This window comes from Micromonospora sp. NPDC049274 (genome assembly GCF_040678875.1).
Lineage (GTDB): Bacteria > Actinomycetota > Actinomycetes > Mycobacteriales > Micromonosporaceae > Micromonospora.
This window is the reverse complement of the sequence record NZ_JBFAQS010000008.1, coordinates 99,811-115,313: the sequence shown is the minus strand read 5'-3', so window position 1 is coordinate 115,313 and position 15,503 is coordinate 99,811. Positions and strand designations below refer to the sequence as shown.

Genomic DNA, 15,503 nt, shown 5'->3' with positions numbered 1-15,503 from the left:
ACTACATCCTGGATCGAGCACGATCATCCGAGCACGAGCGGGACCTCAGTCGTCGTTGCCGATCGTGCCGACCGCCAGCGGATCGGTCAGCCGCAGGCCGGGCACTCCGGCCACCAGCAGGGTCAGCTTCTCGTCCGACTCGCGCCTGCGGTCACCCCGCACCGTCACCGGGAACGCCACCGACGTCTGACCGGCGGCCAACACCTTGCAACCGGTGTACGAGTCGAAGTCCGAGCCCGCCTGCGCCGTGAGCCCGACGGTTGCGGCGCAGAGCAGCACGGGCTGGGACAGCGGCCGGGACACGGTCGCCGTGAAGGTGAGCTGCCGGGTGCCCTGGTCGCCCTCGACGACTGTGGCATCGGCGACGGTCAACGACGCCCGGGACCGGAAACGCGCCACCTGCGGGTCGTGGTCGCTGGACCCCCGCGACCCGTCACCTGTGAACTCGGCCGGCCAGTCGGCGTTGACGTGCGCCGCCCGCACCTGCACCAGGTCACCGTAGAGCGCGTCGTTGACGAACAGGTGGTCGAGCGTCTGCGCCTGCCCCTCGAAGCTGTACGAGTAGGCCGACGCCGGCACCTGGGCGACGAGGGTGTCCCACAGGTTGTGCAGGCCGGCCTCGTAGAGCGGGGCGAGTTGGTCCGACGGCGTCGGCTGGCTGCCGGTGGCGATGGGATCGTCCGGGCGGGGGAAGACGTTCAGGTCCCCGCCGTAGACCACCCGGGCGCTCTGGTCGGTCGCCTCGATCGCTGTCACGATCGCCGCGCCGTACGCCGCCTGCTCCCGCCGCTGCCCGATCCGACCGTCGGGGCCGGAGGAGTAGTGGTTGCTCAGCGCGTACAGCGTGAACCGCTCGGTCGAGCCGGGTGCCGCGGCCACCGAGAACTTGCCCAACTGGGGTGCGCGGGTGAAGACGTTGTTCCCGTCCTTGCCTGTCGACGTGTCCACGTCGGCCGGCAGCACCGCGTTGAGGGCCTTCGGGTTCTGCACGTCGGTGTTGCCCGGCAGCCCCGCAGCCCGGTACTGGACCGTCGGCGCCGAGCCCAGCAGCGGGTCGCCAGCCGTCGCGGCCGCCAACGACAGCCGGTCGGTGCGGTACAGGAACGCGGCGGTGATACCGCGGACGTCCGCGCCGGTGCGGTCATAGGCAGCGGCGTACGCCGGCCCGCCGGCCGCCGCCACCGCGAGCGCCAACTCCTGGATGCTGTCCGGAGCGCCGTCGGCGTTGTTGGTCTCGCCGCAGGCCAGCGCCGCCCCGGACACCGTGCAGATGTCCTGGTCCTCGGCCTCCTGCACCAGGACCAGATCGGGCGCATGCAGATCGGAGACGATCTGGTCGGCGAGCGACGTCAGGTGCTCCCGGTAGTCCGCCTCGCTGCTCGGCACGTAGTCGAACGGGGGGTCGACACCCGGGCAGCCGGCGTTACCGGTGAAGTCGCAGCCGTCGAACGGGTCGTCACGGTAGTCGTACAGGTTCTCCACGTTGTACGTGGCGACCGCGACCTCCTGGGAACGGTCGGCCGGCTTCGGCGGGTTGTTCTTCGACGGGTCGGCCCCGGCGTCGAACTCGGCCCCCTCGACCTGCACGCCGTACTTCTCGAACGAGTAGTAGACGCCGCCCACCGCGTCCGCGCGCAGCGTGTCGAAGGTGTGCGCCGGCGGGAGCAGCGCGGTGCTGTCCCCGGTGGTGCCCTTCACGCCCATGCTGCCGAGCAGCACACGCTGACCGTTGCCGTCGTCGAAGCGGCGGGTCGGGTCGTTGTCCAACGGGTGCGAGTCCCGGAAGACCCGCCGGGCGTACGGGTCGGCGCGGTCCAGCAGCGGATCGTCCCGGTCGACGACCCACAGCTCTGCGTCGGCCGTGGACGAGAAGACGTCCCGGCCACTCACCGCGCCGCTGCCTGCGCGTACGCGCAGCCGGGCGCCCTCGTGCCGCTCCCAGAAGCGCTGCGCGTCGGCCAGCTCGACCGGCGGCACCGCCTCGGTCACCACGACCGTCGTGTCCACGTCCAGACCGGTGGCGATCCGGCGGACCAGCGACGCCCCGGAGAGCTGGGTGAAGGTGTAGTACTCCGACACCCGGGCCCGCAGCACGACCTCGTCGCCGACCGTCGGGACGTAGCCGCCGATCAGCGAGGTGAACGCGCCCATGAACACGAAGATGCCGTCGGAGCTGGTCGGGTCACCGTCGGTGTCACCGCTGCGGCTCTGCAGGAAGAACCCGTGCTGCTCCGCGCCGGCCGACGTACGGGCCAGCGTCAACTGGGTGATCACGCCACGGACGTCGTACATCATGCTGCTGGTGCCGTTGCCGCTCGCCGGTGCGAGCGGCGACCGGTCGGCGGGGCCGGCCTCGGTGTCGGTGGTCGGACCCTGCACCTCGCCGACGGTCAGCTCCCGGGTGACCTGAACCGCAAGCGCGCAGGTGGCGGTGCCACCGCCCGCGTCGGTCGCGGTCACGGTGACGGTGTACGCCCCGGCGGCGAGGTCGGCGCTCGCGCCGATCGTGGCGCGAGCGGTGCCGCCCACCTGCTCGGCGGGGGTGAGGGCGGTACGGGTGATCGAGCCGGAGGTGGGGTTCGGGCTGACCGCGGTCACCGCCAGGTCGACGATCGTGTCGTCGGGGTCGGTGGCGGTCACCTCGCGGCTCGCCGCCGTTCCAGCGGCGGTGACCAGGGGCCCGCCGCAGGTCAGCGTGGCCGGCACGTCGGTCGGCCCACCGCCGTCCACGGTGTGCGTGCCGAGCCCGTCGAAGGTGTCGACCGGGAGACCGGCCCACTGCGCGGCGGGGTCGAACGCGTCCGACGGGTCGGTGTCGCCCGCCGTCACCGAGGGCAGCCGGCGCAGCGTGTTGTCGGCCGTGCTGGTCGCCCCGGCGCCCCACTCGGCACCCGGGTCGACGCCCACCTGGCCGATCGAGTCGAGCACTGTGGTGCCCCGGCGCAGCACGATCGCGTCGTCGCCGTTGAACAGGCTCGCCCCGGTGGTCTGGTCGGCCTGGGCGAGGATGGCCGCCCCCGCCGAGGCGCTGGCGAACACGAACGCGTCCCCGGCGGCCACGTTCCCGGTCAGCGCGATGGTGGTCGCCGTGGTGGCGCCGTTGAAGTAGAGCTGGAGGTGGTAGCCGCCCGCGGTGAGGTCGACGGCGGCGCCGGTGCCGTTGAACAGCTCGATCGCCTTGTTGTTCGACGAGCCTTCGACGTACTCCGAGATGAACAGGTCGGTGGGCGCGGCGCTCGCCGCGGTGGGTGTGACGCCGAGGGCCGTGACGGTCACTGCGGCGGTGGCGATCGCGAGCGCTGCGGTGGTGCGGCGCGGGCGCATAGGGCCTCCACGATGGGTGGATGGGAGTCAACGCACGTTAAGGTGCGTAACCGTCCATCGTCCATCCCCCACCGGACAGTTTCGTGAATTCCTCAGCGCGACTGGTCGAGGCGGTGTACCAGCTCGGCGACGTCGACGCTGTATTCGCACCAGTCGCGGTCGGGCCGGTAGCCCAGCTCCGCGTTGACCTTGAGCATCGCCTCGTTGGCCTGAGCGTTCCAGGTCTGCACCTCGGCCAGCTCCGGCTCGGCGGAGCGCAGCTCCAGCAGCATCCGCGCCTTGATGGCCCGGTCGATGCCGTAACCCCTGTGGTCCTGCGCGACGATCGTGTCGTACTGGTCGGCGCGGGTCGGATGCTGCGCCGGCACCACGACCTCGGTCAGGCCGGCCACCTCGCCGCTCTGCTCGTGCCGGGCCAGGACGATGTACGGCTTCATGCCCCGCCGATGCAGGGTGTCCAGGCTGTCCCGCAGCCGCTCCGGGTCGTACGAGCTGGGACGCAACTCGCCGTCGTCGACGTCACGCACCTCGGCCTTGGCCCGCGCGTACGACTCGATCAGGTCGTCCGGTGGCCCACCGGGGTAGAACTCCAGGTGGTAGCCCGCGCCGATCCCGCTGGCCATGTCGGTCAGCTCGGCCCAGTCCACCGAGGTCAGGTCGAGCACGCTGCGAGTCTCCACGTACTCCCGGCTGAAGCCGAGCGACTCGTAGAAGCCCACCGCCGGCGTGTCGCCGACCACCTCGACCCCGATCGACTGGAAACCCTCCTGGTAGACGCGGCGGGCGGCGCGCAGCACCAGTTCACGGCCGAGGCCGCTGCGTCGGACGGAGGGATGCACCAGCACCTCGAGCACCCCGATGTCGCCCAGGAGCAGCACGTGGACCTGCCCGAGAACGGTGCCCGGCTCGCCGGGATCGCTCGCCTCCGCCTGGGCGAGCCAGGAGATCCGCCGCTCACCGGGCATCACCTCGGCGAGATACTCCCGCAGGGAGGTCTCCCGCCATGGTGGGTCCTGCGGTAGATCTGCCGCCAGCACCGCGTTCAGCGCGGTCAGCAGCGACGCGATCTCGGCGGACGAGGCGGTCCTGGGGTCCCACTCGCGCACCATCACCCGTCTAGCTTGCCGCTAACGGCTGCTTGGGGGAAGTGTCCAGTTCTCCAAAGTACGCGGACGATCACATCACGTGCGGCTGGCCCGTCCGTACCGGTCAGCGGTGTCGTAGACGGCCTGGGCGTACCGGCGCACGTCGTTGTACGACAGGATCGCGTTCCACCAGTCGCCCGGGATGCTGAGGTTACGGCCGCCCTTGCACAGGTAGTTGCCGGCCGCCAGAGCGGCGTCGTCCAGGTCGTGCGGGTCCTTGCGGCCGTCGTTGTCGGCGTCCGCGCCGATCTCCTGCCAGGTCGTCGGGATGAACTGCATCGGCCCGATCGCGCGGTCGAAGACGCTGTCATTGTCGAGGGCCCCGCGATCGGTGTCGATGATCCGCATCCGGCCGCCGTTGCCGTCCAACGGCGGCCCGAAGATCTGGGGCAGCGCCTTGCCGTCCGATCCCAACCGTGCGCCGTTGACCGAGCCGTGCCCGGACTCGACCTGGCCGATCGCGGCCAACGTCGTCCAGCTCAACGCGCAACTGCGGTTGGTCTGGGCGAGCACCAGCTCGGCGTACCCGTACGCCTGCACGGCCGTCGCGGGAATGTTGAGCCTGGCCCCGACCTGCTGCGCCCAAGCGGCCAGGGCGTCCGAGGGACGACCGCCGACGGTCGGCCCGGTCGGCATGCCGCCGCTCGGGAACGCTCCGGTGGGAAGCGGCCCGGTCGGCAGGGGGCCGGTCGGACGCGGGTCGAGCGGCAACGCCGACGGTACGGCCACGGTCGGCGCGGTCGTGACGTCGGCCGCCGCCGGTCGGGACCCGCGGATGGTCGCCGGGACGAGCAACGCCCCCGCCGCGGCGGTCGCGGCCACCAGGGCCAGCAGGAAGACCCCCGGGACCGTGAGCCGACCGCTGGGCCGGCGGGACCAGGCGCGGGTCGCCCGCGCGGCGGTCACTGCCGCCTGACGTGGCGGTGGCAGGCGTACGGCGTGCGCGAACGGCATTCGCCGTCGCCGGCCACGCTCGGCTGTCGGCACCACGGCGACACCGTCCACCCTGGTCGCCGTCAGGTCGGCGGCGGCGGCGCCCACCGCGCCCGGGGCTGTCGCGGTGTCGGTCTTGGCGGGGTCGGTCTTAGCGGTGGCGCCCGCCGCGCTCGCGGCTGTCGCGTCGTCGACCTTCGCGTTGTCGGTCTTCGCGTTGTCGGTCTTCGCGTTGTCGCCCTCGGCGTCGGCGCGTTTCGGGCTCCCGGCCTTTGGGTCGTCGGCTGCCGCGTCGGAGCTGTCAGCTTCGGCGCTGCCAGCTTCGGCGTCGTCGGCGTCAACGGTTGAGGCGTCCGCGGTCGCGGTTGGCGCGGCGGTGGTGTCCGAAGAGGTCCTCGCTGCGGCGAGATCGCCAGTGGCGGAATCTTCCGGCCGGTCACCGGTCGCGGCATCGAGGCTCGGCGAGACGGCCGGCGTGGTGGTCACGGACGCCGCGGGCGCCCCGGTCTTCGCGTCGGGTGTGCGGCCGCCGAGCCACGGCCGGCGGGGGCGGGGCACGGCCGAGGGCACCGGATCCGGCGCGGCGCCCGACTCGGCCAGCGGCCCGTCCAGCGGCGCGGCCGGTCGAAGCGGTCGCACACGCGTCTTGTCCTCGCCGTCCACCACCCGTCGAGTATCACTCATCTCCCCGGCGGGCGTCAGGCCCACGTACCCTGGTCGCCATGCCCCGGTACGAGTTCCGCTGCCGCGCCTGCGGCGACACGTTTGAGGTCAACCGTCCGATGGCGGAGGCCGGCGCGCCGGCCACCTGCCCGCAGGGCCACGTCGACACGGTCAAGCTCCTCTCGGCGGTGTCGGTCGGCGGCCGGAGCGCGGGTGGCGCGCAAGCTCCCGCGGGCGGCGGCTGCTGCGGTGGCGCCTGCGGCTGCTGAGCCGGTCGTTCCGGTGGCCAGCTGGTGGGCTGGCCTTGCCGGGAGCGGGTTCGAGTGGCACCTTGAGGCGGCACGTGCCCGGCCGTTCTCACGATGCGTGACCGCCCGGAGTCAGGCAGCATGAACCCGACGTCACGGGCGGAGGTTCCACGCATGTCGCCACGGATCCAGCTCCCGAGCGGTTGGGTGACCTTCGTGTTCACCGACATCGAGGGCTCGACCCGGCTGGCCCAACTGCTCGGTGCGGACTACCGCCCGGTGCTCGCCGAGCACCGCCGGTTGCTGCGCCGCACCCTGGCGGCCACCGGTGGGGCGGAGCTGCTGACCGAGGGCGACTCGTTCTTCCTGGCCTTCGACGACGCGGCGGCGGCGCTGACCGCCTGCCTGACGGCCCAGCGGGCGTTGGCGAGCCATGACTGGCCCACCGCCGAGGCCGCGCCCCGGGTACGGATGGGCCTGCACACCGGTTACGCCGAGCCCCGCGACGGGGAGTACGCGAGCCCCGAGGTGCACCGGGCGGCGCGGGTCGCCGCGGCCGCGCACGGCGGGCAGGTGCTCTGTTCGGCGTCCACTGCCCGCCGGGCCGATCCGCTGCCACCGGGTGCCACCCTGCTGGACCTGGGCCTGCACCGGCTGCGCGGCTTCGACGACCGGGAGCGGCTGTTCCAACTGGTCGCCCCCGGCCTGGAGCGACAGTTCCCCCGCCCCCGCACCGCCGACGCGGTGGCGCACAACCTGCCGACCCAGGTGACGTCGTTCGTCGGGCGGCACGTCGAGCGCGCCGAGCTGGGCCGACTGCTGGAGCAGCACCGGTTGGTCACCGTGCTGGGCGCGGGCGGCGCCGGCAAGACCCGGCTCGCTGTGGAGTTGGCCGGTGGCGTGGTCGAGGCGTACCCGGATGGGGTGTGGTTCGTCGACATCGCCGCGGTGACCGACCCGGGGTTGGTGGCGTTCGCCATCGCCGCGGTGCTCGGGCTGCGACCCGAGCCGGGCCGCCCGATGCTGGACACCCTGGTCGAGTACGCGGCCGCCCGCCGGATGCTTGTCGTGCTGGACACCTGCGACACGCAACCGGCGGCCTGCGGCGAGGTCATCTCGCGGCTCCTCTCCGGCGGGGGCGGTGTGCGGGTGTTGGCGACGAGCCGCGAGTCCTTCAGCCTGCCCGGCGAGGTGGTGTGGCGGATCCCGCCGCTCTCGGTCGACCCCTTCCCGGACGGCGCGGAGAGTGACGCGGTCGCGCTGCTGCTGGACCGTACGGCCGCCGCCCGTGGCGGTCGACGGCCGGACCCGTCCGAGTCGGCCGACCTGCGTCGTGTGGTGCAGCGGCTGGACGGGCTGCCTCTCGCCATCGAGTTGGCGGCCGCCCGGCTGCGGGTGCTCTCCGTGGGTCAGCTCGCCGAGCGGTTGGACGACGTCCTCGGCACGCTGGACGCGGGTCGTGAGGATCCGGATCCGCCGCCGGTGGAGCGGGGTTGGTCCGGCAACCAGCAGGACACCGTGGACCTGGTGGCCGCGGCGATCGGGACACCGCCGCCCACCCCGGCGAGCAGGGCCGTGCAGCGCTCGGCCACCGAACGGCATCTGACCATGCAGGCCACCGTCACCTGGTCGTACCGGACGTTGGGGCCGCGGGCCGCGCGGCTGTTGCGCTGGCTGGCGGTCTTCGCGGGGCCAGTGGATCTGCCGACGGTGGAGTGGTTGCTGGGCGACGATCCGCTGGATCCGCTGTCGGTGCTGGTGGACAAGTCGATGGTGTTGGCCGAGCCGCGCGCCGCTGGCAGCTCGTACCGGATGCTCGACCCGATCCGGGCGTACGCGGCGCGGCGGCTGGCCGAGGCGGGTGAGGAGCAGGCTGCCCGTAACCGGCACGTGGCCTGGTCGGCGCACGCGCTGGAACGGGCGCACCTGGGCCCGGACGGCCGTCCGGTGACGTTGTCCCTCTACTCCCTCGACCCGCTGGCCGACGAGCTGCGGGCGGCGCTGCGGTGGTGCGCCACGGGTGGCAGCGCCCGTGCCGGTCTCCGTCTGGCCGGTGGGTTGGACCAGTGGTGGCGCGAGCGCGGGCTCGCCCGGGAGGGCCGGCTCTGGCTGTTCCGGCTGTACGGGCGGATCGCCGAGACCGGCGAGCGCATCCCGGACGCCGAGCTGGCGGCGGCGTACCACATGCACTCGCTGCACGCCGGCGCCGACGGCGAGTTCGCCGAGGAGTTGCGCTACTCGCAGCGGGCGGAGGCGGCCGCGCGGCAGGCGGGCGACTCCGGGCTGCTGGCTCGGGTGCTCGCTGGCCGGGCTGCGCCGCTTGTGGACATGGGCCAGTTCTTCGAGGCCGAGCGGGTCTGTCGGGAGGTCATCGACTGGGCGCACGGGCAGGACGTGGTCGGTGAGGCGCTGTTCGCGGTGTTCAGCCTGGCCGAGCTGCTGTGGCGGCGTGGCGCGTTGGACGAGGCGGCGGAGTTGCTGGGAGCGGCGCGTCCGGTGGAGGCCGCCCGGCCGGTCGAGCGGGGCCGGCGTTCGGTGGACATGCTGCTCGGGATGGTCGCGCTGGCCCGGGGCGACGTGATCGCCGCGCACGAGCACCTGCTGGTGGCGCTGCGCTCGCGGATGGGTCACGGCTACCACGGCCGGGCATGCGACACGCTCAACGCGATCGCGGTGCGCTGCGCTCTCGGCGGGGACCGGTTGACAGCCGCGCGGCTGTTCGGGGCGGCGCAGGCCACCCGGGCGAGCATGCGCGCGACGCCGGGCATCTACGGCGGCTACTGGGCCGAACAGCAGGCGGAGCTGCGGTCGATGGCGGGTGACGCGGCGTTCGACGACGCGTACGGGGAGGGCGCCGAGATGGGCCTGGACGAGGCCGTGGCGCTGGCGCTCGACGTGGAACACCCGGATCTGGCGGCGGATTCGACTCGCTTCAGCACCGACCTGTCCCCCCACCACGCACAACCTCCCGCCCACCCCGCCCACCCCGCAACCCGAACGGAACGCGCCTGACCTCTCGCCGTTGATCATGAAGTTATTGCCGCGACACGCCGGGCGGACGGGCAATAACTTCATGATCACCGCGGGGGGGGGTGGGGGTTGGGGTTAGTGGGCTTTGGCTTCTGCTTCGGTCTTTAGGCGGGCGGCTCGGTCTATGTCGGCCTGTTGGACCGCCGCTACCGAGCCGAAGATGTGGACCGCCTGGTAGTACGTCCAGGCCAGGCTGTAGCAGGCCGGGCGGACGACCGCGTTGTACGTGACGCAGACCCGCTTCAGGTCTGCGTAGAAGGCGTTGTCCAGGCGGGCCTTGTTGGCGGAGAACTGGCCGGCCGCCTTGTAGTTGCGGTAGCCGAAGTCGTGCCGGTAGCAGCCCAGGTTGAAGGTGAACCCGAGCGGGTTGTCCGGGCTGGACGAGCAGTAGTCGGTGGACCAGTTGAAGGCGTACTCGGCCCAGGGCGCCCGGTTGACGCGGGCGTTGTTCCACGAGTTGTAGCTGGACGCGCTGGTCTGGGTCCAGCTCGACAGCACGGACAGTTTCTCTGCGGGGGTGACGGCGGCGGCGGGGGAGGCGACGGTGAGGGTGGCGAGCAGCGCGAGCGCGCCCGAGGCGAACAGGGTGGCGATACGTCGGGGCACGGGTGACCTCCGCAGGGTGAGCGGTGGGACGGAAGTTACCGGCGGGTTACCGGATGTCGACAAGTTTCGATCAAGGGGTCGACCAGCGGGAATGCGCCTCGCGAACTATTTGTGACATGTGTCGAAACAGGCGAATGCCCCGGACGCGCGGGACGTCCGGGGCACTCGGATGCGCGGGTCAGCGCAGAACGAACGCCGGCGGGCTGGCCGGGCTCTCGTTTGCGGTACGGTCCAGCGCGGTCACCCGATAGGTGTAGCGCCGGCCGGGCTCGGCCGATGTGTCCACCCAGGACTGGGTGCCGCCGGGGGTGGCCCGGACGGTGTCCACCAGGTGCGTGGCGTCCGCGCTGGCGCACTGCCCGGGCAGGGTAGTGCCGTCGAACCGGTAGATCGCGTACGACGTGGCGGTGCCCAGCGGGCCCACGCCGTCGGCGGGCTGACGCCAGGTCAGCCGTACTCCGTCGGCCTGTCGGGCCGCCCTGGTGACCACCGGGAAGAGCAGCGGCTTGGCCGGCAGGTGCGGCATGGTCGGCACGAGGGCCGGGCGGGAGTAGTGCTCGGCCGCGTAGATGTCGGTGGCGCCGAGCCGGTTGGCCCGCACCTGGACGGCCGAGAAGTGCACGTTGCCCTGCACCTCGGGGTACGACCGGTTGAGCGTCAGGTGGTCGGACAGCTCACGCGGGTTCTGCCAGTACGGCCCGTACGCCGGATCGCCGCTCTTGTAGTCGGCCTGGCCGATGTAGAGCTGGACACGGGTGCCGCGCACGGTCTCGGCCCACCACGGGACCAGCCGCGCGTAGTCGGCCGCCGGGTACTGGCCGATGTACCAGTAGAGCTGCGGCACCACGTAGTCGATCCACTCCTGCTTGATCCACTTTCGGGTGTCGGCGGAGATGATGTCGTACGACTGGCTGCCGGTGGTGTCCGAGCCGAGCGGGTCGGCGGTCTGGTTGCGCCAGATGCCGAACGGGCTGACGCCGAACTTCACCCACGGCTTCGCCGCCTTGATCTTGCCGCTCATCTCCTGGATCAGCAGGTTGATGTTGTCCCGCCGCCAGTCGGCCCGATCCGTGAAGCCCCGGTTGTACGCCGCGAAGGTGGCGTCGTCGGGCACCTGGTAGGTGCCGCTGGGGTAGGGGTAGAAGTAGTCGTCGAAGTGCACGCCGTCGATGTCGTACCGCTTGACCGCGTCCATCATCGCGGTCTGGACGAACTCGCGGACCTCGGGAATGCCGGGGTTGTAGTAGAGCCGGCTACCGGCCACGCCGGCCGGCGGGTAGGCGAAGGTCCAGTCGGGGTGCTGCCGGGCCGGGTGGCCGGGGGCGAGTTGGGCGAGGTCCGCGCCGGCGCCGCCGGGGGCCGGCATGGAGACGCGGTACGGGTTGAACCAGGCGTGGAACTCCAGGTTGCGCTTGTGCGACTCGTCGACGAGGAAGGCCAGCGGATCCCAGCCCGGGTCCTGGCCGCGTACGCCGGTCAGGTACTCCGACCACGGCTCGTACGGCGAGGGCCAGAGCGCGTCGGCGGTCGGTCGGACCTGTACGACGACGGCGTTGTGGTGCAGCCGTTCGGCGAGGTCGAGCAGTTCGGAGTACTCGGCCTGCTGGGCGGCGACGCGGTCCGGGCTGGTCTGGGACGCCTTGCTGGGCCAGTCGATGTTGACCACCGACGAGATCCACATCGCCCGGAACTGTCGTTTCGGCGTGGCCGGGTCGGTGACGCAGGTGGTGGTGGCGGCATCGGTCGCGGCGCTCGCGGGGTTGGCGGGCGCGGCGGCGACAAGCGTGCCGAGCAGGGCTGCGACCAGCCCGGCCGCTCCGAGTCGAGGTGCCTTCATGCGGTGTGTCCCTTCGGTGGGGCTCCCGGTGCGCAGGGACGACAGGAGCCGGCAAGATTCGCCGCTGCCTATCTGCGCCTAGAAGGAAATTTTCATACTCCGGGTCCTCGCCGCAAGGGTCTGGCACCAGATCGACGCGGCAGTCGGCTACCGGGCCGATCGTCGGATTGCTCCCCGTGACCGGTCTCGCACACCTCGTTGTTGCGCCAGCGCGATTGGCCCAACCCGCCGCTGGGTAGCAACCCCGATCGCCGGCCGCTGCGGTGGTGGCCGCACGGTGGGGAGGGGTGAGCGCATGTCCGTGCTGCGAACCAAACCGATCAAGGACGTCATAGCCCAGGGTGATGCCGACGGCAGCGACGGCCGGCTCGGGCTCAAGCGGCGACTCGGTGCCATCGACCTCACCGGGTTCGGCATCGGCATCGTGATCGGCACCGGCATCTTCACGCTCACCGGCATCGAGGCCCGCGACAGCGCCGGTCCGGGCGTGGTGATCTCCTTCGCCATCGCCGGCGTGGTCGCCCTGCTCGCCGCCCTCTGCTACGCCGAGCTGGCGTCCAGCGTGCCGACCGCCGGCAGCGCCTACACCTACGCGTACGCGACGATGGGCGAGATCGTCGCCTGGATCATCGGGTGGGACCTGCTGCTGGAGTTCGCACTCGGCGCGGCGGTGGTGGCCCGCGGCTGGTCCGGCTACCTCGCCGAGCTGCTCGACCTGCCGACCCGGTGGTTCGGTGAGGAGGGCAGCACCGTCAACATCGGCGCTATCGCCATCGTGCTGATCCTCGGCATCGTGGCGATCGTCGGCATCCGGGAGTCCGCCCGGGTCACCAACCTGCTGGTGCTGGTCAAGGTGGCGATCTGCGTGTTCGTGGTGGTCGCCGGCCTGTTCTTCGTCAAGGCGGCAAACCTCAGCCCGTTCATCCCGGCGGCCGAGCCCGCCGGCAGCGGCGACGACGGCATCAAGCAGCCGGTCACGCAGGCGCTCTTCGGGTTGGAGCCGTCGGTCTTCGGCTTCGTCGGGGTGCTCAGCGCCGCCGCCGTGGTCTTCTTCGCGTACACGGGCTTCGAGGCCGTGGCCAACCTGGGCGAGGAGACGCGTAAGCCCAAGCGGGACCTCACGCTGGGTCTGCTCGGCACGTTACTGATCTCCACAGTGCTCTACATCGGCGTCTCCCTGGTGGTCGTCGGCATGGTGCCGTACACCGAGATCGACAGGGGCGCCCCCATCGCGTCGGCGTTCGAGTCGGTGGGCGCCGGCTGGGCGGCGACGCTCGTGTCCATCGCCGCCGTCGCCGGCCTGACAAGCGTCATCCTTGTCGACCTGGTGGCGATGGGCCGGATCGGTTTCGCCATCGCTCGGGACGGCCTGATCCCGCCCGCGATCGCGGCAGTGCACCCGCGCTGGGGCACCCCGTACCGGATCTCGGCGATCATGACGGTGGCGGTCGCGCTGCTGGCCGGCTTCCTGCCGCTCTCCGCGCTTGCCGACCTGGTCAGCATCGGTGCGCTCTGCGCGTTCGTGCTGGTGTCGATCGCGGTGCCGATCCTGCGCCGCAAGCGGCCGGACCTGGAGCGCCCGTTCCGGGTGCCGTTCTCCCCGGTGCTGCCGATCGTCTCGGCGCTGGCCTGCTTCTACCTGATGCTCAACCTGTCGGTGGAGACCTGGCTGCGGTTCCTGGCCTGGATGCTGCTCGGCGGAATCATCTACTTCGGCTACGGCTACCGCCGCAACCGCCTGGCCCGGCACGAACCGGCGGTCGCCCCGGCGCCGCGCGAGCCGAGCGCCTGACCGAGGTGCGGAGGGGCCGCGCACCCCTCCGCACTCGTCAGCTCAGGGGCGGGGCTGCGGCTCCGCCGTCGGGCCCTTGACGACAGGCTTGCCGTCGATCCACGTCACCTCGTCGAGCCACACCTGACGGCCCGGGTCGGTGCTGCCCTCCTGGCCGGGAGGCCAGGCGTGGTACAGCAGCCAGGTGCGCCCATCCTTGACCACCATCGATGCGTGGCCCGGGCCGGAGGCGGCCGCGTTGCTCGTCAGGATCGGGTTCTCGGCGGCCTTCACGCACGGGCCGGTAGGGCTCTCGCAGACCGCGTAGCCCTCCGCGTACTCGGCCCGGTCGTAGGCGTTTGCGGCGAAGAAGAGCAGCAGCCGACCGTCCTGGCGATGGAAGAACGGCCCCTCGATCAGGGTGCCCTCCCACGGCTCGGTCTGCTTGAGCAGCTTCGTCGGCTCACCGAGGAGGGTCAGGCCGTCGTCGGCGAGGCGCTGCGACCAGAGCCAGGTGTCCATCCCGATGGCGTTGCCGTCGTTCTTCCACAGCAGCCAGAGGCTGCCGTCGGTGTCCCGGAACGGGCTGGCGTCGATCGCCCCGCCGAGGTCGGCCTGGCAGATCAGCGGCCCGTCGGTGTCGTCGGAGTACGGCCCCTGCGGCGCGCTGGCCACGGCCCGCCCGACGCACTGCCGACCGGACTCCCGGCCCGCGACCGTGTAGTAGAGCAGGAAGCGGTCGGGTGCCAGCAGGATGGCCTCCGGCGCCCAGGTCTTGCCGGCGTCCGCCCAGTCCGGCAGCGTCGGCAGGGCGTCCCCGGCCTCGGTCCAGTCGACCAGATCCGTCGAGGTCAGCACCGGGACGTTGCGGCCGCCGGAGTTGGTGTGGAACAGGTACCAGGTGTCGCCCACCTGGATCGCCTGCGGGTCGGGGGCGTCGGTGCGCACCACCGGGTTGGTGAACATGCTGGAGTCGCTCCCGCTGCTCGTGGGGGTGGGTTGGCTGTCGCCGGTGCAGCCCGCAACGAGCAGCGCGGCGGCGAGAATGACCGCCGCCGCGCCGACCCGTCGGGTGATCGCCCGCGTCATCCCTTCAGACCGCTGCGGGAGACGCCCTGGATGATGTGTCGCTGCGCCAGCACGAACAGGATCAGCACCGGCAGACTCGCGAGCACCGCGCCCGCCATGATCACCGGATAGTCGGTGACGTACGAGCCCTGGAGCAGGCCCAGACCCGGAGGCAGCGTCAACTTCTCCGGGCTGAACAGCACGAAGATCGGCCACAGGAAGTCGTTCCAGTTGGTTAGGAACGACAGCACGGCCAGGGTGGCCAGCGCAGGCTTGGACAGCGGCAGCACCACCTTGTAGAAGATCTGCCACTGGTTGGCGCCGTCGAGGGTGGCGGCCTCCTCCAGCTCGCTCGGCAGCGAGAGGAAGAACTGCCGCAGGAAGAAGACCCCGAACGCGCTGGCCGCGCCGGGCACGACCACCACGGCGAGGGTGTCGATCCAGTTGAGCTGGTCGACGATCAGGAAGTTCGGGATGATCAGCGAGGTCGGCGGGATGAACAGCGTCCCGACGATCAACGCGAAGGTCACCCCGCGTCCGCGGAACCGCAGCCGGGCCAGGGAGTACGCGGCCATCGAGGCCGTCACCAGCACCAGCAGCGAGTGCAGCGTCGCGGCCACCATGCTGTTGAGGAACCAGCGCAGCACCGGGTTCGCCGAGTTGTTGAGGACCTGCTCGTAGCCGTAACCCGCGAGCGGATTCGGCAGCCAACTCGGTGGGATCTCCTGGGCGGCCGTGTAGGTCTTCAGCGAGGTGATGACCATCCACACCAGCGGAACCAGGAAGACCAGGGTCAGCGCGACCAGGATGGCGTAGAGCCCGACCCGGCGTAGCCCCGATCCGGAGCCGTTGGTGGTCGGCGTGGGCGTCGTCATGGC

Annotated in this window: 10 protein-coding genes; 3 read left to right on the top strand and 7 right to left on the bottom strand. The window is 71.7% G+C overall.

Going from position 1 to position 15,503, the window contains the following annotated elements; all coding sequences use genetic code 11:
* Window positions 1-45: 45 nt before the first annotated feature.
* From AB0K10_RS17205 to AB0K10_RS17195, 3 genes are all read right to left on the bottom strand, one after another.
* Window positions 46-3,324, bottom strand: a complete 3,279-nt coding sequence (locus AB0K10_RS17205; protein ID WP_363684447.1) for a lamin tail domain-containing protein — start codon at window positions 3,322-3,324, stop codon at window positions 46-48.
* 92 nt (window positions 3,325-3,416) lie between these two features.
* Window positions 3,417-4,433: a GNAT family N-acetyltransferase gene (locus tag AB0K10_RS17200; RefSeq protein WP_363684771.1), complete on the bottom strand. Its 1,017-nt coding sequence runs from the start codon at window positions 4,431-4,433 to the stop codon at window positions 3,417-3,419.
* A gap of 72 nt (window positions 4,434-4,505) precedes the next feature.
* On the bottom strand, window positions 4,506-6,086 hold the full coding sequence (locus AB0K10_RS17195; protein ID WP_363684445.1) for a lytic murein transglycosylase: 1,581 nt from the start codon (window positions 6,084-6,086) through the stop codon (window positions 4,506-4,508).
* A gap of 38 nt (window positions 6,087-6,124) precedes the next feature.
* On the opposite strand from AB0K10_RS17195, the gene AB0K10_RS17190 reads away from it, so the two are divergent.
* Both AB0K10_RS17190 and AB0K10_RS17185 read left to right on the top strand, forming a co-directional pair.
* Entirely contained in the window at window positions 6,125-6,334 is a 210-nt protein-coding gene (locus tag AB0K10_RS17190; protein ID WP_363684443.1) for a zinc ribbon domain-containing protein, read from the top strand.
* Window positions 6,335-6,487: 153 nt separating this feature from the next.
* Entirely contained in the window at window positions 6,488-9,325 is a 2,838-nt protein-coding gene (locus AB0K10_RS17185; protein ID WP_363684442.1) for an adenylate/guanylate cyclase domain-containing protein, read from the top strand.
* A gap of 93 nt (window positions 9,326-9,418) precedes the next feature.
* Here AB0K10_RS17185 and AB0K10_RS17180 read toward each other — a convergent pair whose 3' ends face one another.
* The gene (locus tag AB0K10_RS17180) at window positions 9,419-9,949 is read right to left on the bottom strand and encodes a phospholipase (protein WP_363684440.1); all 531 of its coding nucleotides are present in this window, start codon (window positions 9,947-9,949) and stop codon (window positions 9,419-9,421) included.
* 178 nt (window positions 9,950-10,127) lie between these two features.
* The gene (locus AB0K10_RS17175; RefSeq protein ID WP_363684438.1) at window positions 10,128-11,786 is read right to left on the bottom strand and encodes a family 10 glycosylhydrolase; all 1,659 of its coding nucleotides are present in this window, start codon (window positions 11,784-11,786) and stop codon (window positions 10,128-10,130) included.
* 295 nt (window positions 11,787-12,081) lie between these two features.
* On the opposite strand from AB0K10_RS17175, the gene AB0K10_RS17170 reads away from it, so the two are divergent.
* Window positions 12,082-13,578: an amino acid permease gene (locus AB0K10_RS17170; RefSeq protein WP_363684436.1), complete on the top strand. Its 1,497-nt coding sequence runs from the start codon at window positions 12,082-12,084 to the stop codon at window positions 13,576-13,578.
* 42 nt (window positions 13,579-13,620) lie between these two features.
* On the opposite strand, the gene AB0K10_RS17165 is transcribed toward AB0K10_RS17170, so the two are convergent.
* Together AB0K10_RS17165 and AB0K10_RS17160 are read right to left on the bottom strand one after the other, a co-directional pair.
* Complete coding sequence (locus AB0K10_RS17165; protein ID WP_363684434.1) at window positions 13,621-14,646, bottom strand: glycoside hydrolase family 43 protein; 1,026 nt, start codon at window positions 14,644-14,646, stop codon at window positions 13,621-13,623.
* Window positions 14,643-15,500 carry a carbohydrate ABC transporter permease gene (locus tag AB0K10_RS17160; RefSeq protein ID WP_363684432.1) on the bottom strand — a complete coding sequence of 286 codons (858 nt, stop codon included), beginning with the start codon at window positions 15,498-15,500 and terminating at the stop codon, window positions 14,643-14,645. Before AB0K10_RS17160 ends, AB0K10_RS17165 begins: the two co-directional genes overlap by 4 nt.
* Window positions 15,501-15,503 lie beyond the last annotated feature (3 nt).